General features: G+C 67.9%; 22 protein-coding genes. 5 read left to right on the top strand and 17 right to left on the bottom strand.

Annotated elements, in window-relative coordinates:
• Window positions 1-66: 66 nt before the first annotated feature.
• The 3 genes from H0B43_RS28155 to H0B43_RS28145 all read right to left on the bottom strand — a co-directional run bounded on the left by H0B43_RS28155 (window position 67) and on the right by H0B43_RS28145 (window position 3,427).
• Window positions 67-546 (bottom strand): MaoC/PaaZ C-terminal domain-containing protein, encoded by a 480-nt coding sequence (locus H0B43_RS28155; RefSeq protein WP_185724922.1) that lies wholly within the window; start codon window positions 544-546, stop codon window positions 67-69.
• 95 nt (window positions 547-641) lie between these two features.
• Entirely contained in the window at window positions 642-1,262 is a 621-nt protein-coding gene (locus H0B43_RS28150; protein ID WP_312037626.1) for a hypothetical protein, read from the bottom strand.
• Between the two features lie 116 nt (window positions 1,263-1,378).
• Complete coding sequence (locus H0B43_RS28145) at window positions 1,379-3,427, bottom strand: hypothetical protein (protein WP_312033657.1); 2,049 nt, start codon at window positions 3,425-3,427, stop codon at window positions 1,379-1,381.
• A 21-nt stretch (window positions 3,428-3,448) separates the two neighbouring features.
• On the opposite strand from H0B43_RS28145, the gene H0B43_RS41855 reads away from it, so the two are divergent.
• Window positions 3,449-3,778 (top strand): hypothetical protein, encoded by a 330-nt coding sequence (locus H0B43_RS41855; RefSeq protein ID WP_252190297.1) that lies wholly within the window; start codon window positions 3,449-3,451, stop codon window positions 3,776-3,778.
• Here the strand turns inward: H0B43_RS41855 and H0B43_RS28140 are convergent.
• Window positions 3,721-4,125, bottom strand: coding sequence for a hypothetical protein (locus H0B43_RS28140; RefSeq protein ID WP_185729771.1), 405 nt, complete (start codon window positions 4,123-4,125; stop codon window positions 3,721-3,723). The genes H0B43_RS41855 and H0B43_RS28140 overlap by 58 nt on opposite strands.
• Before the next feature lie 182 nt (window positions 4,126-4,307).
• Here H0B43_RS28140 and H0B43_RS28135 point away from each other — a divergent pair, with 182 nt between their 5' ends.
• Window positions 4,308-5,528: a fatty acid desaturase gene (locus H0B43_RS28135; protein ID WP_185724924.1), complete on the top strand. Its 1,221-nt coding sequence runs from the start codon at window positions 4,308-4,310 to the stop codon at window positions 5,526-5,528.
• On the opposite strand, the gene H0B43_RS28130 is transcribed toward H0B43_RS28135, so the two are convergent.
• From H0B43_RS28130 to H0B43_RS28120, 3 genes are all read right to left on the bottom strand, one after another.
• A complete protein-coding gene (locus tag H0B43_RS28130) occupies window positions 5,529-6,830 on the bottom strand; it encodes a glutamine synthetase family protein (RefSeq protein WP_185724925.1) in 1,302 nt (433 codons plus the stop codon). It abuts the gene before it with no gap.
• Complete coding sequence (locus H0B43_RS28125) at window positions 6,830-8,773, bottom strand: acyl-CoA thioesterase/bile acid-CoA:amino acid N-acyltransferase family protein (RefSeq protein ID WP_185724926.1); 1,944 nt, start codon at window positions 8,771-8,773, stop codon at window positions 6,830-6,832. The genes H0B43_RS28130 and H0B43_RS28125 overlap by 1 nt, the downstream gene beginning before the upstream one ends.
• A 76-nt stretch (window positions 8,774-8,849) precedes the next feature.
• Complete coding sequence (locus tag H0B43_RS28120) at window positions 8,850-10,031, bottom strand: CdaR family transcriptional regulator (RefSeq protein WP_185724927.1); 1,182 nt, start codon at window positions 10,029-10,031, stop codon at window positions 8,850-8,852.
• Window positions 10,032-10,285: 254 nt separating this feature from the next.
• Between H0B43_RS28120 and H0B43_RS28115 the strand changes: the two genes are divergently transcribed.
• Both H0B43_RS28115 and H0B43_RS28110 read left to right on the top strand, forming a co-directional pair.
• On the top strand, window positions 10,286-11,980 hold the full coding sequence (locus H0B43_RS28115; protein ID WP_185729772.1) for an aldehyde dehydrogenase family protein: 1,695 nt from the start codon (window positions 10,286-10,288) through the stop codon (window positions 11,978-11,980).
• Between the two features lie 47 nt (window positions 11,981-12,027).
• Window positions 12,028-13,617: a GMC family oxidoreductase gene (locus H0B43_RS28110; RefSeq protein ID WP_185724928.1), complete on the top strand. Its 1,590-nt coding sequence runs from the start codon at window positions 12,028-12,030 to the stop codon at window positions 13,615-13,617.
• 71 nt (window positions 13,618-13,688) lie between these two features.
• Here the strand turns inward: H0B43_RS28110 and H0B43_RS28105 are convergent, their stop codons facing one another.
• Window positions 13,689-14,288 carry a C40 family peptidase gene (locus tag H0B43_RS28105; RefSeq protein ID WP_185724929.1) on the bottom strand — a complete coding sequence of 200 codons (600 nt, stop codon included), beginning with the start codon at window positions 14,286-14,288 and terminating at the stop codon, window positions 13,689-13,691.
• Between the two features lie 250 nt (window positions 14,289-14,538).
• Here H0B43_RS28105 and H0B43_RS28100 point away from each other — a divergent pair, with 250 nt between their 5' ends.
• Window positions 14,539-15,360 (top strand): alpha/beta fold hydrolase, encoded by an 822-nt coding sequence (locus H0B43_RS28100; protein ID WP_185724930.1) that lies wholly within the window; start codon window positions 14,539-14,541, stop codon window positions 15,358-15,360.
• A gap of 50 nt (window positions 15,361-15,410) precedes the next feature.
• Here H0B43_RS28100 and H0B43_RS28095 read toward each other — a convergent pair whose 3' ends face one another.
• The 9 genes from H0B43_RS28095 to H0B43_RS28055 all read right to left on the bottom strand — a co-directional run bounded on the left by H0B43_RS28095 (window position 15,411) and on the right by H0B43_RS28055 (window position 23,244).
• A complete protein-coding gene (locus tag H0B43_RS28095) occupies window positions 15,411-16,367 on the bottom strand; it encodes a TauD/TfdA family dioxygenase (protein WP_185724931.1) in 957 nt (318 codons plus the stop codon).
• 114 nt (window positions 16,368-16,481) lie between these two features.
• Window positions 16,482-17,210 (bottom strand): IclR family transcriptional regulator, encoded by a 729-nt coding sequence (locus H0B43_RS42915; protein ID WP_185724932.1) that lies wholly within the window; start codon window positions 17,208-17,210, stop codon window positions 16,482-16,484.
• 26 nt (window positions 17,211-17,236) lie between these two features.
• A complete protein-coding gene (locus H0B43_RS28085; RefSeq protein ID WP_185724933.1) occupies window positions 17,237-18,313 on the bottom strand; it encodes an LLM class flavin-dependent oxidoreductase in 1,077 nt (358 codons plus the stop codon).
• 591 nt (window positions 18,314-18,904) lie between these two features.
• Window positions 18,905-19,618 carry a GNAT family N-acetyltransferase gene (locus H0B43_RS28080; protein ID WP_185724934.1) on the bottom strand — a complete coding sequence of 238 codons (714 nt, stop codon included), beginning with the start codon at window positions 19,616-19,618 and terminating at the stop codon, window positions 18,905-18,907.
• A 5-nt stretch (window positions 19,619-19,623) separates the two neighbouring features.
• Entirely contained in the window at window positions 19,624-20,124 is a 501-nt protein-coding gene (locus tag H0B43_RS28075; RefSeq protein WP_185724935.1) for a flavin reductase family protein, read from the bottom strand.
• The gene (locus H0B43_RS28070; protein ID WP_185724936.1) at window positions 20,121-20,630 is read right to left on the bottom strand and encodes an NADPH-dependent FMN reductase; all 510 of its coding nucleotides are present in this window, start codon (window positions 20,628-20,630) and stop codon (window positions 20,121-20,123) included. The genes H0B43_RS28075 and H0B43_RS28070 overlap by 4 nt, the downstream gene beginning before the upstream one ends.
• A gap of 80 nt (window positions 20,631-20,710) precedes the next feature.
• Complete coding sequence (locus H0B43_RS28065) at window positions 20,711-21,538, bottom strand: ATP-binding cassette domain-containing protein (protein WP_185724937.1); 828 nt, start codon at window positions 21,536-21,538, stop codon at window positions 20,711-20,713.
• Window positions 21,531-22,397: an ABC transporter ATP-binding protein gene (locus H0B43_RS28060; protein WP_185724938.1), complete on the bottom strand. Its 867-nt coding sequence runs from the start codon at window positions 22,395-22,397 to the stop codon at window positions 21,531-21,533. Before H0B43_RS28060 ends, H0B43_RS28065 begins: the two co-directional genes overlap by 8 nt.
• Window positions 22,387-23,244 carry an ABC transporter permease gene (locus H0B43_RS28055; RefSeq protein ID WP_185724939.1) on the bottom strand — a complete coding sequence of 286 codons (858 nt, stop codon included), beginning with the start codon at window positions 23,242-23,244 and terminating at the stop codon, window positions 22,387-22,389. The genes H0B43_RS28060 and H0B43_RS28055 overlap by 11 nt, the downstream gene beginning before the upstream one ends.
• Between the last annotated feature and the right edge of the window lie 2 nt (window positions 23,245-23,246).

Below are 23,246 nucleotides of genomic sequence, written 5' to 3'. Positions count from 1 at the left end.
CGGGGCGATACCCAGAAACCCGGAAAACAATCCTCGACGAGAGTGTTCGTTGAAGAAATTCGACGATCAGTCGGTTTCGGGCCGGCAGCGCATGTACATCTCGGTCACCGACGTCAGGACCTGCTTACCCGATCCGTTGAGAATCTCCGCCGCAACAGTCACCAGGGCTCGTCCGCGATCGTCCGGAACCACATCCTCGACCACCAGGTTTCCGGTGAGCACATCACCCGGCCGCACCGGCCGCAGGAAGTTCACATCGCGCATCTGCTTCCCGGCGATGACGCTCCACCCCGCGTACAGCGTCAACGCGGACAGTCGCTGACACACCGCGATGGTGTGCACACCACTCGCGATGAGCCCACCGAAATAGCCGTCATCTGCAGATTCACGGTCGATGTGGAACGACTGCGGATCCCACTGCCCCGCGAACTCGACCACTTCCTGCTCCGTCACCGTGTACGAACCCAGCGCGAACTTCCCGCCGACCACCAGGTCGTCCGCATAAACGACATCACATTTGCTGTCCACTACCAACCGTCCGATCATTCGCTACAGCCCCCGGCACGAGACTGTAGTCGAGGATATGACCGGACGAGGACCGCGGTGACAGCGCCCTTCCACCGATGGCAGGACGACCGCCGTCAGTTCTCGTCATAACGCGGCCAGCCCGGATACGGAGCCAGCGTCGGGTAGGGGGTGTCGTGCGGGAGGTTCGACTTCTGCGGTCGCGCATCCCTGGCATCAGGCATGCGCGAGTCGCACTCCGTGTATGCGTTCTGATCACGCGCGCCTTTCGCGTGATCAGCCAACGTCCAACCACCGAACACATCGATAGTGGGCGCACGTTCCGAACCGGATGATTCTGCCGAAGTCGCGGACTGGTCATTCGGTGCGATCAAATCCACCGTCTCCGCGTTCACGTACTTCGATCCCACGTTGTAAAACTTCCCGTCTTCGCCCACTTCCATCACCGAGTAGTCGCCCGTGCACACCGTGGCGAACCAGCCATGCTCAGTCGGCGTCATCCACATCAGATGTTGAAACTGGGTGCCGACATATCTCCGGTCGGTCGGGTCTATGGGGTTATCGAAGTCGGCTCTCTTCTTTTGGGGAACCGCCTCGGCAAAACCCGGGTACGTGGCCGAAAGTGCGCTGCTGTTGATCGCAAGGTAGTAGGACTCCATATAGGCGCGTACAACTGTCGCCTGCCGGCTGGACAGATCGATGCCCGGGTCGGCTGACCACCGATAGTTGTAACCCACGCTCTCGGGCACAGAATAAGTCACAGCCGACACGGCCGCTGGGGATTCCGCAGCACTCGACCTACACCCTGCTAGCAGCAAGAGCGCCGCGGCGACAATCGCACCGGAATGTCGATTCACTGGCCGCCAGTCGCATTCTGAGCAAACTCGCGCCCTGCGTTCATCTGATCGATGAACTCGCCCAATCCCGTGTACCCGGAGTCGATTATGTAGCTCGAAAGGTTTGCCCCAAGTATTGGGAGAGCGGAAGCGGGGCGGTCTCCCGCGATCTCGTCATACGGCAGCAAAGGACCGTTTTCCCCATCTCGAAATTCCTCCAGTCCATCGTAAGGACCCAGCACTCCGCCATTCGCCGCCTGTAGACCTAACGCGATCTGGTAGTACTGCTTGGCGAGGTGCGCGTCGTCAGCGAATTGAGTATTCGATTGTGCAGTGTTGTCGGGCACAGCCCCCATCACCGCGCTCTTGAACGCCGGGTCCGCAAGGTCAATCCCACTGGCGATAATCGGACCTGCACCCGGAATGAACTCGACCCCCTTACTTACGACCGTTCTAATGGTGTCGTACGCAATGCCTTTGTTCTCGAACCCCGATGAATTCAGTGAGGATTCGTCCCCTGATCGGTCAGCGAACTCTAGGTCGAAACCTCTATCCACCACCCCCTGGATACTGCCTGCCCACCATCCGTACTGGTCGTGCGAGACCTCGACAGTTCGACCTTCGAGCGCCCAAGCCTGCTCCAGCTGCGCCGACATTCCGAATGCTTGCGCGTTGAAGTAGCTTGCCGCATCGGCGTTGGAGTCGATCACCGAGAAGAGGCGGGGCGCGTTCTCCAGCCCGAATTCTCCGCCGGTGGGACTGGCGAAACCCGAAGTACCCGCGAAGTCACCGGGAACCCCCACCATATTGCCGATGTAGGGTGCGAGGGATTTGCTTAATGCCTGGGTGATGTGGGGGTTCACTTCCCCAATTGCATGGCCGTTCGCTCCCGGGATATCGAGCAGTTCGGCGTCTTTGGCTGCCAGGATCTGGGCGAGGCCGAATGCCGATTCGCCGGCTTGTCTCGACCGGAACAGTTCTCCGGGATCGGAGGGATCGGTGGGTCTGGCGTCGTCGGCGATCCAGTCGAACATCCCCGCGACCTTCTGTTCGCCGCCGTCGGCCCAATCACGCTGGAGCAGAGGCATGATGGCGTCGTCGCGGTTGTAGTCGGCCGGCATTCCCTCGCCGGACAGGATGTTGTGGACGGCGACATGGTCGCGGCCACCGACGCCGACCATGTCCTGCAGGAGAGCGTCGACGCCGTCGCGGCGCAGAACGTTGTGGTCGAAGGAGTCGCCGATCAGCAGACTCTTGTCGTTGGTGGCCGACGCGATCTCGCCGGCGCGGGAGAGGAGGTTCTCGCTCAGCTCGCTGCCCTGCTGGACGGCAGGGTCCGCGAGTCCGAATGCCTTGGTGAATCGTGCCAGATCGTGGCCGTTGTTGACGACCATCGACTGCTGCGGGGAGTCCTGCGCGCCCTTTGTGAGGTTGCCGGTCGACGTCACCGGCCCCTCGAACAACCCACGAAGGCTTTCCGGGATGTGGCTCCGGCCGCCGACGTCCCCGGCCGCACTACCGACGTTGTAGTTCGACACGACGGCGAGACCGTTGGACAGCGCGCTGGCGGCTTCGGTGCGTCCGTTCTCGCTGTACTGCTCCGACAGCGCCAGGAAGCCGTCCTTACCGGCCGCGGTGTAGAACTGCTGGAGGAAGTCGATCGTTCCCTGCGGCACATCGGTGACCTTGCCGCCGTCTGCCAGGGTCTTCACCTGTTCGGGAATGAGCCCCGCGGCCACGATCTCCCGTGCAACACGGTCACGGACTTCCTGCGGAATGTCGGATCCGCTGCGCGCGACCTGCTCGCCCAGCGTGGTGCCCTCATGCCCCGACAGGCCTTTCGACGCGGGGGCACTGGCCGCCACGGCCCCCAGCGCGTCCCGGATCGCCGTCGCCATGTCCCGATCGGCATTGCCGAGTTCCGTCAGCGCCCCATCGAGTTGGCTGCGCCAGAACTCCATCAGGTCGGCGTGCTCGGCGGCCTCGGCCTCACTCGTCGTCGGCTGACTGACGAGTTGCCAGTCGTCGGACACGGTGAATCCGTCGGTGGCCGCCTTGTCGATCACGGTGGCGACGTAGTCCCGCGCATGACCGAGGCGATCAGCGCCACCCACGAGCGCGTGCGACAGGTCCTCCAGATCGTCTGCGAGCCGGCGGATTTCGGTGCGCTCGGTATTCGCTCGCTGCTCGGCGGCCGCCTGCGCGGGGCCGCGCCAGTCGTCGTGCCCACCGAGATCGGCGACAACCCGATAGACGTCCTCCGCCCGGCTGCGCGTGTCTTCGGCGGTCCGACCGATCTCTTCACCTGCCGAGGTGAGGTTCCGCGGGTTCCAGACGTGCAGCTGCGACCGACGCGGAATCACATCTCCCCCATCGCCGACAGCTGTGCAGCGAACGACGTGTCGGTGACGTCGTAATTCTCGGCGCCGTCTCCCGCGATGTACGCCATCTCGTCGATGCGGCTCGCGGCGACCCCGAGCGCGGATGCGAGAACGTCGCCGGCATCCTGGCATGCGGCAGCGGTGTCGGATCCCTCGACGGCCCGGCCGGCGTGGTCGAAGCTCCGCCGGCCGCCCAGCGCCTCGACCTCACGGGCGACAGCCCCGAGCGCACCGGCCATCGCACGCAACATGTCGGGGTCGACCTTGACGACCGCGACCTCCGGGCCGCCGAGCACCGGCGGCAACCCGGGGACGCTCGCCAGCGGAGGCTGCGCCGCACCGGTTCCGTCCATGGCTCCGATGACACTTTCCGGCCACGTCATATCGCCCACCGACATCGACTTTCCCCCTGATATCCGCCCCGCGGCCCACCCCCGGACCGGGTCACCGACCACGCTCGGCGACGGTGGAGAGAATAGCGGACGGCCTCGCACGGACGTGTGACCACGACCCAGTTGGACGGATACTCGGATTGGAATCGGCGCGAACCGGGTAACGACACGAGATGGCCATCACCGATATCAAGGAGTACAGCCACCTCACCGAGGCGGATGTGGAGGCGCTGGGTGCGGAACTCGATGCGATCCGCGCAGACATCGAGGAGTCCCGCGGCGCCCGCGACGCCCGGTACATCGACCGGACGATCAAGCTGCAGCGGTCGCTGGCGATTGCGGGCAGGGTCGTGCTGTTCGGCAGCCGGAAGAGACCGGCCTGGCTTCTGGGTACCGCGCTGATGGGCGCGGCGAAGATCATCGAGAACATGGAACTCGGTCACAACGTCATTCACGGCCAATGGGATTGGATGAACGACCCGGAGATCCACTCGTCGAACTGGGAATGGGACAACACGTGCCCGTCCTCCGGGTGGAAGCACTCGCACAACTACGTGCACCACAAGTTCACCAACATCGTCGGCCTCGACAGCGACGTCGGGTACGGGATCCTGCGCATGACCCGGGACCAGAAATGGTCGCCGGTGTATCTGGCGCAACCGTTCTACAACGTGCTGCTGGCGTTGCTGTTCGAGTGGGGTGTCGCGCTGCACCACCTGGACGTGGCGAGCATCCGGCGCGGCGACTACGACCGCGCCGAGACACTCCGCAACGCCAAGGAGGTGGGACGCAAGATCGCGCGGCAGGTCGGCAAGGACTACGTGGTGTTCCCGGCGCTCACCGGACCGGCCTGGAAGTCCACCCTGACGGCCAACGTCACCGCCAACGTGATCCGGAATCTGTGGGCATACGGTGTCATCTTCTGCGGACACTTCCCGGACGGCGCCGAGAAGTTCACCAAGGAAGAATACGAGCGGGAGACGAAGGCCGAGTGGTATCTGCGTCAGATGCTGGGTTCCGCCAACTTTCACGCCGGGCCGGTGCTGGCGTTCATGAGCGGCAACCTCTGCTACCAGATCGAGCATCACGCCTTCCCTGACCTGCCGAGTAACCGTTACGCCGAGATCGGGGTGAAGATGCGGGAACTATGCGACAAGTACGACCTCCCGTACACGACGGGTTCACTCCCTCACCAGTACGGACTGACCCTCCGGACCATCCTCAAGTTGGCCCTGCCCAACCGCTTCCTGTCGGCGTCCGCGGACGATGCACCGGAGACGGCGTCGGAACTGCGGTTCCGTATCCGGGGTGGGATGAAGGAAGTGTTCGGTGTCGACCCGGCCACCGGAAAGCGGCGCGGGCTGCGCACGGCGCTGGCGATGATCCGGCACTGACTACGGCGTCCACGCGAACCGGAAGCGCTGCGCGACCTCGTCGACCGGCTCGTCCCGGTACCGGGAGTGCTCGTACTCCTTGACCGCTAGGAGCGCCTCCACGATCGCGGGGCCGAACAGGTCCTGCGCGAGCGCCGACGCCCGAAGCGCTCCGAGCACGTCGGACGGCAACGTGGGGAGCAGGTCGACGGCGTCCGCCCCGGTCAGTTCGGCCGGATTGACCGACACCTCGTCCGGGAGGGGGCGCGCACCGAGAATTCCGTCGTGGGCGGCGCCGAGGATGGCGGCGGTGCCGAGATAGGGATTTGCGGACGGGTCGAAGGACTTGATCTCGAGGTTTGCGCCGTGCGGGTTGCCGGCGGTGTCCGCGCAGAGGCGGACAGCGGCCTCTCGGTTCTCCAGACCCCAGCACCGGTACGCGCCGGACCACATTCCCGGGCGCAGCCGCAGGTGCGAGAGCGCCGACCCGGCGAGGACAGCGGTGGCGTCGGGCAGCGCCCGCAGAATCCCCGCGACGGCCGCGCCGCCCGCCTCGGTCAGTCCGTGCGGACCCGGACCTCCCGACAGCAGCGGCCGGCCGCCTTCGGCGAACGACACGTGCTGATGAGCGCCGTTACCCGAACCACCTGCAACGGGCATGGGCGAGAACGACGCCCGCAGGCCGAGGGCTCGCGCGACCCGGCTGATCAGTGCGCGGGCCAGCACCGCGTCGTCAGCCGCCCGGACGGGATCGGCGGGGGCGAGCGACACCTCGAACTGGTTGAGGCCCGCCTCTGCGTGGACCTGTTCGATCGGGAGTTCGGCCGTCGTGGCGGCCGCGAGCAGTCGACCGAGGAATTCTTCCTGTGCGAGAACGGCATTGAGCCCGTACGCCGCCCACTCGTCGACGGCCACTCCCTCGAAAAGAGTGAACTCGATCTCGTGACCCACGCGCGCAGTCAAGTCGGACGACGCCAACCGCTCCGTCACCCGTCGTAACGCGCCGCGGGTGCAGGCGAGCGACGGCGTCCCGTCCTGCTCGGTAAGGCACGCCGGCGCCCAGTGTGTGCCGTTGCCCAGATCGCGCACGTCGTCGCTGACGATGCGGAGCCGAAGATCGCCCACGACGGAGAACGCCGGCGTGAACGCGAGGTGGTCGTCGATGCAGAACACGCTCCAACTCGGTGAGGCGCCCGCACCGGATTCGACGAACGACGTCAATCTGGCGATCGGCAGCACCTTCGCGCGGGAGACCCCGGCCATGTCGACGATGGAGCCGACGATGCGGTCCCCCCGGCCGTGGTCGTCCCTCTCGCCGCGCATCACGCCCGCGCTCCTGCCCTGACCCGTGCGAGGAAGCCGAGCACACTGCGGACCGCTTCCCGTTGCGCCCGGCCCTGTCCGGCCCCGTCGCCCCCGAACGCGATGCCGCCGGTCCACTGCGCGTCGGCGGGAAACATGCCGAGGCGGATGAGGTGGCCGGCCCCGTCGAAGGTCCGGTGCTCGTCGCGGGCGGCGGATCGACGGTCGAGCAGCGCGGTGGCCATCTCGCTCGACGGCCACACCTGGTCGTCCGCGCCGGTCAGGCACAGCAGCGGCGGCGTCGCCTCCTCGGACCGCAGCGCCGCGTCGGCGGGTGCGGCGGCGAGACCGGCACGGTAGGCGGCACCGAGCCGCAGCAGGCTCGGCCGGTGGGCGGCGATGTCACGGTGCGCGCGCCACGCGTTGCCGATCAACTGCGGCATCAACTCACCTCCCGGCAGCGGCGCCCACGGCACGGGCAGGCCGTTCCGGGTCCACGACGGGGTGTCGGCGATCTCCCCGTCGGGTCCGATCGCCTGCCAGGACACCGAACTCGGGCTGACCAGGATCAGCCCGGCGACGGGAAGGTCGCAGGCGCAGGCCGCGGCCATCAGACCTTCCGCGCCGCGCGAGATCGCCATCGCGGTGAGCCGGTTCGCGTCCACCGACCCCTGCGCACCCAACGCCGCCACCGCGTCCGCGAACCGCTCGAGCGGAATGCTCACCAGCGTCGCCTCGGTGTTCGACTCGTCCACCCATGAATAAACCAGTGCGGCATACCCGTTGGCGGCCAGCATGCCGATGGTGGAGCGTTGTGAGTCGACGCCGCCCTCCGAGCCGCCGAAGCAGGCGACGGCCGGCCAGCCGCCGAGTGGCGGGGCGCCGGCGGGCAAGGCCAGCAGCGCGGGCCGGCCACCCACGTCCAGCGGTCGAACGGACACCCCGGGGTCGCTCACGTGACGCGTCACCGTCCGGCGTGCGATTCCGTCCGGTGACGTCGCCTCGACGGTGACGAGCCAGGCGTCGGGCGGGGGCACGAACAGGTCGGGTACCCGGCCCTCCGACACGAAACGCATGGCCCACAGTGGTGCGTCGCCGTCCGCGACGTCCCAGTCCCCGTGGTCCGGACCGTGCGCCGCGACGTCGACCACCCCGTCGGCCGAGGCGGTGAACGTGGCCTCCGACCGCCACTGCGCACCGAACAGGTCGGTCCCGGTGGTGCGGACCGTGACCGGCGCACCGGGGATGACGCCGCGCACGATCAGCGAGAACTCCTGATCGTGGCGCGAATCCGCAGGGACGTCGAGGACGAGGGAACCGGACGACACATCCTCGGCCGGCGTCGGCTGCGGCGCCACCTCGGGGTCGGTCGACGACTGCGCCTCGAGCAACTGCGACCGCGACTCGAACCAGCCGGGGAACACCGCGGACACCAGACCCGCGGCGCCCATGAGGGTGTACGGCAGCACCCAGTAGCAGACGACGGACAGGGTGTCGCCGGCGTCGCGCATGGTGGCGTCGCCGTCGACGATCGGCGGAATCAGCGAGAACACCGTCATCAACCCGAACGCCGCCACCCACATCCACGTCATCGCCGTGGTGACGTAGCGGAATCCGCCGCTCGCCGCGGTCCGCGCGTCGACACCGGCCTCCGCGTATTCGCGAACGAAGGGGCGGCCGATCAGGGCGCCCACCGCCGCGATCGCGAACAGCCCGAAGTTGCCGAGCGGCTGCAGCCACCGTTCGAGGACGGCGTCGTCCAGGGTGAGCGCCGCGAGCAGCAGCACCGCGAAGACGGCCACCGTGCCCACCTCGAGGGTGCGCCACGGCTCGCGCCGCACCCGCTGCAGCACCTGACCGGCCAGCGCGATACCGAACGCGATCGCCACCGCAGCGGCGAATCCGGTGTTGCCCACCAGGATCCAATAGACGATCCACGGCGCAAATCCGATGACGAATCCCATTGCCCTGCCCCACTGCTCGACTCACCATATTGTCGACCCCCGGGCGGGCACGGGGTGCCGAATCGCCGAAGCCGGCTCAGTGTCCGAGCAGCTGATGCGCCCGCAGGCCGACGTACAGTTCGGCGGCGTCGATGGGGTCGGAGAAGTCGCGTCCGGTGAGGGTGTGGATTCTGCGCAGCCGGTACAGGACGGTGTTGCGGTGGTAGTGCAGTTGAGTGGCCGCCGCCGTGGTGGAGCCGCGGCACGAGAACCAGGCGTCGAGAGTGGCGAGCAGGCTGTCCTGTTCCTCGGCGGGCAGAGCGAGCACCGGTCCGAGGATCTGGCTCGACGCGAGCTTCCCGGCGTCGGGAACGCTGACCAGCAGCAGCGACACGGGCACCGACTCGTAACGGGTGATCGGGCCGCCCCCGTGTCCGGCACACCGGCGGGCGAACCGCGCCTGCTCCACGGCGTGGCTGGTTCCGCCGGGGCGTCCGAACGCCGAGCTGACCCCGATCCGGCCTTGACCGGTGCGGCCGAGAACGTCCAGGGCGGACTCGAGCAACTCGGCGCCGGCCGCCCACAGCAGCCCGATCCGGCCGTCGACCTCCGAATCCCACACCGAATCGACACCGACGCCGCGAAGGTCCGACTGCACGATGTCCGCGGCGGACGGGGCGGCCGCCGCCTCCACCGACACGACGACGAACGTGCTGTTCTCCGGAATCCGGAACGTGCGGAGCGCGTCGGCGGCGCCGGCCGGATTGGCCGCGTGGTCACCGAACAGCGTTCTGATCAGCCGGCCACGCGACTCCGCGTCCTCGCGGGCACGCAGGTCCGCGGTCTCCCGGTACGCCTCCGCGGCGCTGTCCGAGTAGACGTCCACGAGCGCCCACACCTGGGCGGCCATCTCGAGCAGGGCGTTGGTGGCGCGGCCCTCGGAACGGTTCATCAGTTCGTCCCAGATCAGGCGGCCGCCGAGCCGGAACGCGTGCAACAGCGCCGCCAGCGGCACACCCTGTTCGGCCTTCAGCTGCCCCGCCGCCCGCGCCGCCTCCAGCCGAATCGGGGCGCTGCCGGACAGGTTGCCGAGCATCGCCTTCAGATTGTCGACGCACGCCGCGTACAGCTGCTCGGGGGTCAGGAGCGTCGCCTCCACGTACCCGTGCTCCACCGACAGGATGCGGGCGACGAGTTCCTCGGACAATTGTTCGACGGATTCGAGCATCGATCCCAGGAGATCGGTGGGCGACGGCGCGACGTCCGGGCTGACGGTCATCCGGCAAGAATATCGACGCGGGGTAGTCGACGCCATAGCCGTTTTGTGCGACGGCATAGCGCCCGCGACGGGATTGACAGCCGCGGCCTATGGCGTGGGCGCACGGAACAGGACGAGAATCAGTGTTCTACGCCACAGTGTTCGTCTCGTTCCGTGGCGCAGTCCTACCTGCATTCGACCCGACCCGAGCGGAGCTGTCCACCGTGAGCACTACAGAACCCGAGGCCACCTCCAACACCCCCGGCGCCACCTCGTTGTACCCGGACGTCGACGCGGCCCTCGCCGCCCTGTCCGAGGGGGAGAAGACGTGGGCCGGCCTCTCCCTCGCCGACCGCCGCAAACTCCTCGACAAGGTGCACGACCTCACCGTGCAGCACGCGGCCGACTGGGTCGACGCCGCGGTCGCGATCAAGGGGCTGGACCCGAAGTCGCCGCTGGTCGGCGAAGAATGGATGTCCGGACCGTACCCGCTGGCCACCGGCACCGCAGCGCTGTCGGCCAGCCTCGCGAAACTCGAAGCGGGGCAAAGTCCCCTGGAGGGCGCCGCGTTCGGCACGGCGCCCGGTGGTCGCACCACCGTCAAGGTGCTGCCCCTGAACATCTTCGACAAGCTGCTCCTCAACGGATTCAGCGCGGACGTGTGGCTGCAACCGGGAATCGATCGTGCGACGGCACAGCGCGACGCCGGCCTCGCCCAGCGCGACCCGTCGCGGACCCAGGGCATCGGCGTGGTGCTGGGGGCCGGCAACATCACCTCGATCGCCCCACTCGACACCCTGTACGAACTGTTCGCGCACAACCGCGTCGTCGCCCTCAAGCTCAATCCCGTCACCGACCGCCTGCTGCCCGTCCTGGCACGGGTCCTGGAACCACTCGTCGCGATCGGCGCGGTCCGGTTGCTCACCGGCGGCGCCGAGGTCGGGACGTATCTGGTGCACCACGACCTCGTCGACCACGTGCACATGACCGGCAGCGCCCTCACACACGACGCGATCGTGTTCGGGACCGGCGACGAGGGTGCGCGTCGCAAGACGGCGAACGAGCCCATTCTCGGCAAGGCCATCTCCAGCGAACTCGGGGGCGTCTCCCCCACCATCGTCCTGCCCGGCGACTGGAGCAGTGCCGACATCAAATTCCAGGCCGAACATATTGCGACGCAACGACTCCACAACGGCGGCTACAACTGTGTCGCCGCACAGGCCGTCGTCGTGTCGGCCGAGTGGAAGCAGCGCGACGAATTCGTGGCGGCGTTGCGGGAGGCCCTGGACCGGGCGCCGGAACGCGCCGCGTACTACCCCGGCAGCGATGCCCGGGTCGCCGGCGCCACCGCCTCGTTCCCCACCGCGGCGCACCTCGGCCGGAACGGCGGACGCCTCCTGGTCACCGATCTCGAACCCGGCGACTACGCGCCCCTGCTGCAGACCGAATACTTCGCACCGGTGCTCGGTGTGATCGACCTGCCGCACGGCGGCTCCGCGTTCGCGGAACACGCCGCCGACCTCGTGAACGAGGACTTCATCGGCACCCTCGGCGTCAACATCGTCGCCGCGCCGAAGACCATCCAGGCGATGGGCGCCGAGTTCGACTCGCTGCTCGAGAGCCTCCGGTACGGGACCATCGCGGTCAACGCGTGGACCGGGGTCGGGTACCTCACCGCCACCGCCACGTGGGGCGCCTTCCCCGGTCACACCCTGAACGACGTCCAGAGCGGCATCGGCGTGGTCCACAACGCGCTGCTCATCGACCGGCCGGAGCGCACCGTCGTCCGCGGCCCGTTCCGTCCGTCGCCGCGGTCGATCCTCAACCGCGAGATGTCCATCTCCCCCAAACCCCCGTGGTTCGTGACCAACCGAACCGCTGCCACGACGGGCCGATTGCTGACAGGATTTGCCGGTGCACCCTCGTGGACCCGGCTCCCGGCGATCTTCGCGTCCGCGCTGCGCGGATGAGGGCAGTGCGTCCCCGATCCCTCCCCCCGTCGAAGTGGAGATGACCGATGAATCAGGAACTGTCAGTGGCCGACTACGTGATCGTGGGGTCGGGTTCGGCGGGCGCGGTACTCGCCGATCGGCTCAGCGCCGACTCCGGCAGCCAGGTCGTCGTCCTCGAGGCCGGGGGTGAGGACAAGGACAAGTTCGCGCACATTCCCGCGGCATTCTCGAAACTGTTCCGCAGTGCGTCGGATTGGGACTACCTGACGGAGCCGCAACCCGGACTCGGCGGCCGCAAGATCTACTGGCCGCGCGGCAAGATGCTCGGCGGCTCGTCGTCGATGAACGCCATGATGTGGGTGCGCGGATTCGCCGCCGACTACGACGAATGGGCCGAACTCACCGACGACTCCTGGTCGTTCAAGGAAGTGGTCAAATACTTCCGCCGCATCGAGAACGTGCAGGACGCGGCCGCCGGCGACAGCGGCACCGGCGGTCCGATCGTCGTCTCGCACCAGCGGAGCCCCCGGGCGCTGACCGGGTCGTTCCTCGACGCTGCGGGAGAGGTCGGGTACCCCGTCGAGCGAGCGAACACGAGTCGGCCCGAGGGCTTCTCGCAGACCATGGTCACCCAGAAGCGGGGAGCCCGGTGGAGCACCGCCGACGCGTACCTCCGGCCCGCCCTCAAACGCAAGAACCTGACCGTCCTCACCGGCGCCCAGGCCACCCGCGTCCTCTTCGAGGGCTCCGCCGCGGTCGGCGTCGAATACGAGAAGGACAGCGCCCGGCACACAGTGCGCGCCGCGAAGGAAGTGATCCTCGCCGGCGGGGCCATCAACACCCCGCAACTCCTCATGCTGTCGGGCATCGGCGACGAACAGCAACTGCGGCAGCACGGCATCGCGGTGCAGCAGCACCGGCCGGAGGTCGGGAAGAACCTGCTCGATCACCTGGTGTCGTTCCTCGGCTACAGCGTCGACTCGGACTCGCTGTACGCGGCGGAGAAGATCCCCGAACTGCTCAACTACCTGACCCGACGCCGCGGCATGCTCACCTCGAATGTCGGTGAGGCGTACGGCTTCACCCGCAGTCGGGACGATCTGACGCTGCCCGACCTGGAGATGATCTTCGGCCCCGCGCCGTTCTTCGACGAGGGACTCATCCCGGCGACCAGTCACGCCGCGGTGCTCGGTACCATCCTCCTCAAACCGCGGAGCAACGGGGAGATCTCACTGCGATCGGCCGATCCCCTCGCCAAACCGATCATCGATCCCCGCTACCTCAGCGACAGCGACGGGGAGGACCGGCGGGCGATGATCGAGGGGCTGCGGCAGTGCGACGCTTTCGCGTCGGCGCCGGCACTGAAGTCGAAGCTCGGCAACCTGATTCGACCGGCCGTCGAGCCGAGCACTCCCCTCGACGAGATTCTCGACCGCGCGCTCGAAGAGAACGCGCACACGCTCTACCACCCGGTCGGAACGTGCCGAATGGGCACCGACGACGCCAGCGTCGTCACCCCCGACCTGAAAGTGCGTGGGGTCGACAACCTGAGAGTCGCGGACGCGTCGATCATGCCCGCCATCATCCGCGGGCACACCCACGCACCCTGCGTCCTCATCGGTGAGCGGGCGTCGGATCTGATCCGGAACTCGTAGGGCGCTCCGCGCCCCGTGCGCCTTTTTGGTAGCGCTGACTACCAGAAAGGCGCACGGGCGGCGAAGCCGCCTCAGTATCGGCGCGCCGCGTAGAACGGCATCGAATCGAGTGGTGCTTCCTTCACCGGCTGTCCGGCGGTCGACGCGTGAACGACCGTGCCGTGTCCGGCGTAGAGCCCGACATGTTCCGCTCCGTTGAACAGGACGAGGTCGCCGGGCTGCAGGCTTCCCTTGTCCACGGGCGATCCGCCGTTCACCTGGTCGTAGGTGGTACGTGGCAGCGAGACGCCTGCCTGCTTGTACGCCCACTGGACGAGCCCCGAGCAGTCGAAGGCATTCGGACCGGTCGCACCCCAGACGTAGGGCGAGCCGATCTTCGACTCCGCGGCCGCGAGAGCCTGCGCACCGTGGGTGGACGGCATCGCCGGCGGCGCCGGCAGCGGTCCCGGAAGGGGACCCGGGAGGGGTCCCGGGTTCGGTGCCGACGGCACTGGCGGTACCGGCGGTACACCCGGTACCTCGAACGTCCCAATCCCTGGGATCGTGATCGGCTCCGCTGCAGCGGGAGCAACAGGAAGCAAGAACGCTCCCGCTCCCACACCGGCGGCGATCAGAAGACCGCCGGTCGAAAACTGCAGACGATTGCCCCGACGCAATCTATGCTTGGCCATTGAGGTGAGTCCTTCGATTCATTCGATGTCCGGCGGCATCGTGCCCTTCGGACGAGACGTTAGATAACATCTCGGTTACGGACTCAGCGGACAACGGCCGAATGGCCCATATACATACCTATTTTCGCAATCCAGGTATATAACGATCGGATATCGAACCGACCGGTCAGTCATCAAATATAAGAAACAGGTATGCCTTCGGGCAATTCGGCCCGTTCCCGACGGCATGCGCGTCGTCCACGCTGTGTGCGTGTCACTCACCCAGAATTCAGAACCCGAGATCTTCGGGGAACCCGCAAGCCCGGACGTCCCAGCGCTCACCGTCGTCGGGCACGGTTCGCCGGTCGTCTTCCTCCACGGTTGGGGACTCACCCCGCGGGTGTACGGCCGCAGCCTGTCGATGCTCACCCAGCAGGGGCACCGCGTCCTCACCCCGACGCTTCCCGGGTTCGGCGGAACCCCGGACCATCCACCCGAGTCCCGGAACTTCGCCGGCTACGCGGCCTGGCTGGGACGGTTCCTCGACGACGAGGGGATCGACGAACCGGTCACCCTCGTCGGCCACTCCTTCGGCGGGGGCGTCGCCATTCAGGCCGCCCACGACCTTCCGGACCGGGTCGCACGCCTGGTTCTCGTCAACTCCGTCGGCGGCGGCGCCTGGTCGCCCGACGGCTGGGGAACCCGGCCCATCGAGGAGCGACCGCTGTGGGACTGGGGCGCGTCGATGCTGGGTGAGGCGCTGTCGATCCGCTCCCTCGCCCACACGGCGGCGTCGCTGTTCAACGGTTTCCTGCCCAACACGGTGCGGGATCCGGGCGCGGTCTGGCGCATCGCGCACCTGGCGAGACGGGCAGACCTGCGCCACGAACTCGGCGTCCTCGCCGACCGCGGACTCCCGGTGTCCCTCGTCTGGGGTCGCGGCGACCGGATGATTCCCCCCGCCAGCTTCGAATCGCTGCGGAAGGCACTGCGCAATCCGCCCGTCCTCACCGTGACCGGCGGGCACGGGTGGCTGATCCACGACTCCACGACCTTCGCCGATGCAGTCCGTCGGGCCCTGCACAGCCTGTGAGTGGTCAGCGAGTCCGGAGAATCCCTAACCTCTCACGGGCGCGGAGCCGCCTACTTCTCGCCGCGGAACGCGGCACCGGCGATGGACGTGGACTCCTTGCCGTCGGGGCCGACGGGGACGTCGCCCTCGAGGGTGGTGCGGTAGAGCACCCGGGTGACGTCGAGGTGGTCGAGGTCGGTGGGCGCGAGGTGGGCAGTGGCGCGGTTGTCCCAGAACGCGAGGCTGCCCGGCGCCCAGCGGAAACGCACCGTGTAGGCCGGGTTCGTCACCTCGGCGAACAGCAGGTCCAGCAGACGGTCGCTCTGGGACGGCGAGACCCCGACGATCCTGGCGGTGAAGCCGGGTGTCACGAACAGTGCCCGCTCCCCCGTCACCGGGTGCACACGGACCACCGGGTGTTCGGTGACGAGCGGGTTCTCTCGCGTCTTCTGGGCGTAGCTACTGTCCTCGGCCCACTGCGGGTGCCGGCCGCCGAACCGGTGCTCGGCGCGGAGACCGTCGACGAAGCCCTTCAGTGAGTCCGGCAGACCCTCGTACGCGGCGACGAGGTTCGTCCACTGGGTGTCGCCGCCCTGCTCGGGGACGATGTGCGCGCGCAGGATCGTGCCGGCCGGCGGGTTGATCAGGGCGGTGACGTCCGTGTGCCACTTGTTGTCGTAGCTGTACTTCTTGCGCCCGAAGCGCTTCTCGTACTTGCGGCTGTCGACGGCGAGGATCTGCGGAAAACCCTCGGGTGCTTCGTCGTCGTACGGATGCGACGGCGTCACGTCACCGAACCTCCGCGAGAATGCAATCTGTTCGGCGTGCCCGATCTCCTGGTCGCGGAAGAACAGGACCTTGAAACGGTGCAGTGCATCGCGTACCTGCGCTACCTCGTTGTCGCCCAGTTCTTTCCGGAGGTCGATTCCGGAGATCTCGGCGCCGATGTGCCCGGCGACGGGACGAACCTCGAGCGCAGTGTCGGCGGTGCGGTCCGACTCGGCGGGCGCGGCGGTGGTGACTGTCATGAATACTCCTGGTGTCGGTCTGAACTCGATATGTCGCGATCATCATCGGATCCCGAACCACGTTGCTACAACCTACTTTTCACAATGCGAAAAAGGTTCACCCTGAGTTTTTCCCTACCGGAACACGGGGAACGCCGAACCTGCTCCCGCACCGATCCGTGCCGCGACGCCCCGCATCGGAGGCACGATCTCCCGGACCAGATCATCGGTGAGTCGGCGGCGGAGCGCCTGGACACCCAGCGCGCCGCGGGACCGTCCGTCGGCGTCGAGAACGGGCACCGCAATCGCGCGCACCTCCCGATTCTCCGACAGTGTCGCGGCGTAGCCCACCTGCCGGACCCGCTCGAGGTCCGAGCGCGTCGTCACCGCACCACCCCCGCGTGCGAACGCCGTCCCGAACGCCAGAATCGCCATCCCCATCGCGCTGCTCTGCAGCGGTTGCCGTGCCCCGGGCAGCTGATGCGTGCAGAACCGTTCGGGTGGGCGCGCCGAGAACACGGTGACCGCGACGTCGTCCTTCGCGACCCCGAGACTGGCTGTCAGCCGCAGACGCGCCGCGAGTGAATACAGGTGCGGAGCGAACGATTCGGCGTCGATTCGCCCGAGCGACGGCAGTGCCAGCGAGATCAGGCTCGGCCCCACCCGATAGCAGTCGGTCCGTTCGTCACGTTCGAGCAGTCCACCGCGGACGAGGGCCTGCACGATGCGATACGCGGTGCTGACCGCCAATCCCGTGCGGGCGGCGAGTGCGCTGAGGGTCAGGTCGGCGGCACCGCCCTCGAAGCAGGCGAGGACCGCGATCGCCCGTTCCACCGCCTGCGACCCCGAACGCGGTGAACTCACGACGCCTCCTCACCGTCCGAACGACATCAGGCCGACCGCGCGGCGGAATGCTCGGGAAGCGGCACCGCGAAACGCTCGCGCAGCGTCTTCTCCGCGTAGTCGTGCCGGAACAGCCCCCGTTTACGGAGCAGGGGCACTACCTCGTCCACGAAGGTGTCGAGTCCGGACGGCAAAGCGTCGGGCATCAGGTTGAATCCGTCTGCCGCCTCGGCACGGAACCATGCCTCGATGGTGTCGGCCACCTGGTGCGGGGTGCCGATCACGGCACGGTGCCCGCCACCACCGTCCAGCTCGCGCAGGAGCTGGACGACGGTCAGATTCCGCTCCCGTGCCAGGCCGACCACGGACTCGCGGAATCCGAGGGAACCCGAGAACGTCGCCGGGTCGGGCGGCCCGCCCAGCAGCGACGCCGGGATCGGCCGGTCGAGGTCGAGTAGCACCACCTGGTCGCGGGCCGCGTCCGGGTCGAAGTGCGTCCGGTACCGGCGCACCGCGTCCTCCTCCGCGAGGATCACGGCGTCCGCCGTGCGCCGCGCCGCCACCAGTTCGGCCTCGTTCCCGGGCCGCCAGAACACGGGCAGTTTGCGTTGCGGTGGCTCGGGAACGTTCAGCGGTCCCGACACGGAGAACGTACCGGCATGGTCGATGTAGACGATCCGCTCGGATTCCGCGAAGATGCCGTGCTCGGCGTCGTCGACGATGCTGTCGCCGGGCCAGCTCTCCCACAACTTCCGGACCACCCACACGGCATCGACCGCGGCGGACAGCGGGTCCGAGCCGATCAACCATCCGACCCTGCCATGGGATCCGTGGTCGAGCGAACCGAGCCGGCGCGCGAGATTGAACGGGTGATCGCGGACGGGAGCACTGGCCGCCACCAGACTCACCGACGTCGTGTGACGGGCCAGGACGGTGGCGGCCACGGTCGCATCGATCGTGACGTGCCCCGCGGCCGGGCGGTCACCGCCGAGAACGACGAAGTCGATTCCCGCCTCGTCGATGCTGCGCCCGAACTCCTCTCGCCGCGCCGGATCCGTCGGATCGAGCACGTGTGGGACGACGGCGGCGTCGAGGTGCAGTCCCACGACGGTATGACGGCTCATGACGGTTCCCCTTTCCGCGACAGCCGTTACCCTCCCCGAGCATCGTTCGCGAGACGAGCGTTGCGCTCAGTCTGATTCTGTTCTGCCCGAGAAGGTTCGAATGGCACGGCCTTCCGCTCACGCTGCGGGGACGGCTGTACGGCCCCACCGCAGCGGCCGTAACGTCGCCCGTGTGATCACCGTCTGGATCATCGCGGTGTGTTCCTTCTGTTCCGGGGCATTCCGCTGGCGGTCATCCTGCACAACACCGCTCCCCCGCGGGCTGTTTCCCAACTCCGCGGTCAACGCAGTCGCCGGCTGGGTGGTAAATCTCGGCCGGTCACTGCCGTTCCTGGTGCCGATGGCCGCCATCATCCCGTTGACCCGATTCGTCGTCGGCCCCTCGCTCGGGGACTGGCACTCGAGAGCCGGTACTCGGTGTCCGAACTGCTCCGCAACGCGGGCGGCTTCGGCCACCGGCTCGTCTGCTCCGCGCGAAGGGAATCTTCCGGCGCGAGTACGCGGAGTCGACGCTTCGAGGGCGCTTCGCTTCCCGTGAGTGGTTGACGAGTGCAAGGACTCGTTAACCACGCGCAGCCGCGGCGGAGCCGCCTACGCGGGTGTCCGGACGACGGTGAGGGCGGACTGCCGGCGGAGGGTGAAGCCGAGACTCTCGTACAGGCGGATCGCCGTCGTGTTCGACTGCGCGGCGTGCAGGAACGGCGTTTCCCCGCGTGCGCGGATACCGGCGCCGACGGCGCGGACGAGCCTGGTGCCGAATCCGCGGCCCCGGAAACGCTCGTCGGTGCAGACCGCGCTGATCTCGGTCCAGCCGGGCGGATGCAACCGCTCTCCCGCCATGGCGACGAGTTCGCCGTCGACCCGAAACCCGACGTAGGTCCCCATCTCGATGGTCCGCGGAAGGTACGGTCCGGGCCGGGTGCGACCGATCAGATTCAGGATCTCCGGAACATCGTCCGCGCCGAGGACTTCGGCGTCCTGGTCCGGTGCGACGTCCAGCGCGGTGCCGTCCATCTGGACCAGCCCGAAGGAATCCAGGACTTCCCAGCCCGGCGGCGGGGGGTGTCCGAATCCGCGGACCGCGGCCGTCGCCGACGGGCCGAGCAGCGCCGCCAGATCCGCCCAGTCCTCGTCCACCAGGGTGTCCGGGTGTCCGACGTGCGGCGCGACGTCCGGGTGATACCCCGCCACCCGGCCCGACCACCGGGCGAAATGCGCGTGCTCGCCGCGCAAGGATTCCCGAATTGCGTCGTCCAGAGGGTGGACGACGTCGGTCGTCGCCGGCGACGTCAGTTCCGTGGTCACCGGGTTTACGACGCGGCGGTGCGGAGCCAGCGGAACCGGCTGCGGTGGAAGACGATCGGCTCGATTTCGGACTGCACCCTCAGCTCGTTGATCCGCAGGACCACGATGGCGTGATCGCCCGCGGGCACCTGCTGGGTGACGGTGGTGTCGAGCCACACAGACGCGCCGTCGATGAACAGTGCGCCGCCCTGAGTGGTCTCGGTGTCGAGCCCCGCGAACCGGTCACCGGTCTTCGCGGCCAGCACCCGGGCGGCGGCGTCGTGCGCCTCGCCGAGAACGCTGATGCCGACATGCGCCAGGTCCGCGAGCTTCGGCCACGTCGTGGACGTGTTCTGTACGCAGAACGCGACCAGTGGGGGCTCGAGGGACACGGGCACGAACGTGCTCGCCGCCATCCCGACCCGCTCACCGTCGACTTCGGCGCAGACGGCGACGACACCGCTCGGGAAATGTCCGAACGCCTCTCGAAGCGAAGTCTGGTCCAGCGTGCCGTCTGCCTGTGTCATGAAAGTTCCGTTCGGGTCCGGGCCGCCGCGGTGAGGATCGCACCCCAGCGCTGGGCGTAGTCGGCGATGCGGGTGTCGGTGGTGTAGGTGGTGTCGATCAGGTAGAGGCCGGGGGCCGGGGCTGTCGCGCCGAGTTCCACGAGGACCGGCTTGAGCAGCAGGTCGGGCGCCATGGCGTGGGCCGGGCCCGCGCCGAGCATCACCGGCACCACCACGACGTCCTTCAGCCCGTCTCCGGTGGCGAACTGGTCGAGGAACAGCTTCAGCACACCCGTGTACGACGCCTTGAACGTCGGGCTTGCGAAGACGACGAGATCCGACGACGCCACCGTCTCCACGGCCGCCGCGACATTCTCGTCACCCCACCCGAGCAGACCCGCCTCGAGCTCGATCACGTCGACCGTGGAATCCGCGGCCACCCCCGCGACCGCGGTCGCCACCAGGCCCGCCGCGTCCAGCGTCCGCGAACCGGGCTTGGGATTGCCCGCCACTACCGTTACCTTCATCGCTCCATCACCTCTCGCGTGTTTACCAGTGTGCCTTCGGCCCCCTGAGTACTTGTCAACCGCCCGTGGTTGACAAGTACTCACGGGAGGCGGAGCCTCAACTCCCGGCGCCGCTCCCGGGTTACCGCCCCACCGGTCAACGTGGGCGCCGATCCGACGAGGAGCGCGGTGTATGGGTGTTGCGGATCGGAGATCACCTGGTGGGTGGGACCGTCCTCGACGATGTTGCCGCGGTAGAGCACGACGATCCGGTCGACCAGCGCTGCGACCGCCCCCAGGTCGTGTGAGATGAACAGCTGAGCGAGTTGCCGCGAGTGCCCGAGCTCGGTGAGCAGTTTCAGGATCTGGATGCGGTTGACCGAGTCGAGGGCGCTGACCGGCTCGTCGAGCAGCAACAGCGCCGGATCGAGGACCAGCGCCCTCGCGATCGCGATGCGCTGGCGTTGCCCACCCGACAACTCGGCGGGAAGCCGCACCGCGATGTCGGCGTCGAGTCCGACGCTACCCAGGACCGCCGCGACGCGTGACCGCACGACGCCGCGGTCGACTCCGCCCCGCACGAGCAGCCCCTCGGCGATCGACTCGCCCACCGGAATGTCCGGGTCGAGGCTCAGCAGCGGATCCTGGAACACGTACTGCACCGTCCCGGTGCGCCGGTGCGCCCTGCGCTGCGCGGTGGACAGGTCGTCGACACGCTGCCCGCGGATCTCGACCGACCCGGATGTCGGAGTGATAAGACCGAGTATCGTCCGGGCCAGTGTCGTTTTCCCGGAGCCGCTTTCGCCGATCAGTCCCACCTTCTCGCCGGCATCGACGGTCAGGTCGATGCCGTGCAGGATCTGCTTGCGGGCGCCGCGCTGCCCACGTTCCACCCGGACATCGGTCATGCGCAGCAACGAATCAGACACGGGCCGTCTCCTTTCCGGTGAACGACTCGAGCCCGTATTCCCGATGGTTGTCGACGAGTTGGCGGGTGTATTCGTGCCGGGGCGCGGTGAGCAGGTGGTCCGCACGCCCGGATTCGACGACGGCGCCGTCCCGCATCACGATCACACTGTCGCAGACCTGGGCCACCACCGCGAGGTCGTGCGAGACGAGGACGAGGGCGAGGCCCAGCTCTTCGCGCAGATCCTCGAGGAGGTCGAGCACCTCGGCCTGAACCGTGACATCCAGCGCGGTGGTCGCCTCGTCGGCGATGAGGAGTTCGGGTTCCGCGGACACCGCGATCGCGATGAGCACCCGCTGCAGCATGCCCCCGGACAGTTCGTGCGGGTACTGGCGGTACACGGTGTCGGCGTCGTTCAGCCCCATCTTCCGGAACAGTTCTACGCCGCGACGTTTCGCGTCCGCGCGGGACAGCCCGAGCGTGGACCGGAGGGCCTCGGCGAGTTGTTCCCCGACGCGGATGGACGGGTTCAGGTAGGACGCCGGGTCCTGGAACACCGCGGAGATGCGGGTTCCCCGCAGCGGCCGCCAGCGTTTGCGGTCGAGGTCGGTGAGTTCGACGCCGTCGAAGTCGATCGAACCGGCAGTGACGTCGAGTCCGTCGGGCAGGATCCCGAGAATGGCACGGCAGGTCAGCGACTTACCGCTTCCCGATTCGCCGACGATGCCGAGGGCTTCACCGCGCGCGAGGGAGAAGTCGACGCCGTGCACCAGTTCGGTTCCGTCGCCCAGTGCGATGCGCAGATCGCTGACGGTGAGCACCGGCCTGCCGCGGACCGCGGTTCCGGCTGCGGTCGTGGCATCCAATGTGTCAGTGGACATCCGAAGTGACCTCCTGCTTTCTCGGGGCGTGTCGTCGGGGTCGGCCGGTTACGTCGCGCAGCGCGTCGGCGATGGCGTTGAGAGCCCACACGGTCGCGACGATCAACAGTGCGGGCACGACGGGCCCGAACGGAACCTGGTAGAGGTACTGCAATCCGCTGGCGAGCAAACCACCCCACGTCGGGTCCGGCGGCACGACGCCGATCCCGAGGAACGTCAGCGACGACACGATGACGAGGCTGGCCCCGGTCATCGCCGCGAACGTCACCCCGACCGCCGGCAGCACCTTGCGTACCGCGTGGCGGCGGATGATCCACGACGTGTCGGCCCCCATCAATTCGGCTGCCTCGACGTACTGGGAGTTGGCGACGGTCAGTGCCGCGGCGCGCGTGACGCGGTAGAAGGCGGGTGCGATGAGGATGCCGACCGCGAACATCGCCTGGGCGAGCCCGTTTCCGAGCAGCGCGGTCATCGCGACGGCGAAGACCAGGAACGGCAGCGTGATGAGCGCATCCATCAGCCGCAACGTGAACCATTCCACGCCGCGCCCGAGGTACACCGACAGGAAGCCCGGGATCACGCCGAGGAGGAATCCGACGACGACGCACTGCAGCGCAGACAGCACCGACACGGTCGATCCCGCCAGCAGTCGGCTGAACACGTCCCGTCCGACATTGTCCGTCCCGAGCAAGTGAGTTCCGCTCGGGCTCTGCAGGATTGCGGACGTGTCCTGCTCGAGCGGGTCGAACGGGGCGAGCGCGGGCCCGAAGACCGCGAGCACCAGGATCAGCCCGAGGACGATGACCGCGGCGCGAGCGGAGTGATAGCGCAGGATTGCTGTGAGCATGG

Origin of the sequence: Rhodococcus sp. 4CII, from assembly GCF_014256275.1 — a bacterium.
Taxonomy (GTDB): domain Bacteria; phylum Actinomycetota; class Actinomycetes; order Mycobacteriales; family Mycobacteriaceae; genus Rhodococcus_F; species Rhodococcus_F wratislaviensis_A.
Note: the sequence above shows the minus strand (reverse complement) of the source record. Positions and strands in the feature narration are given on the sequence as shown.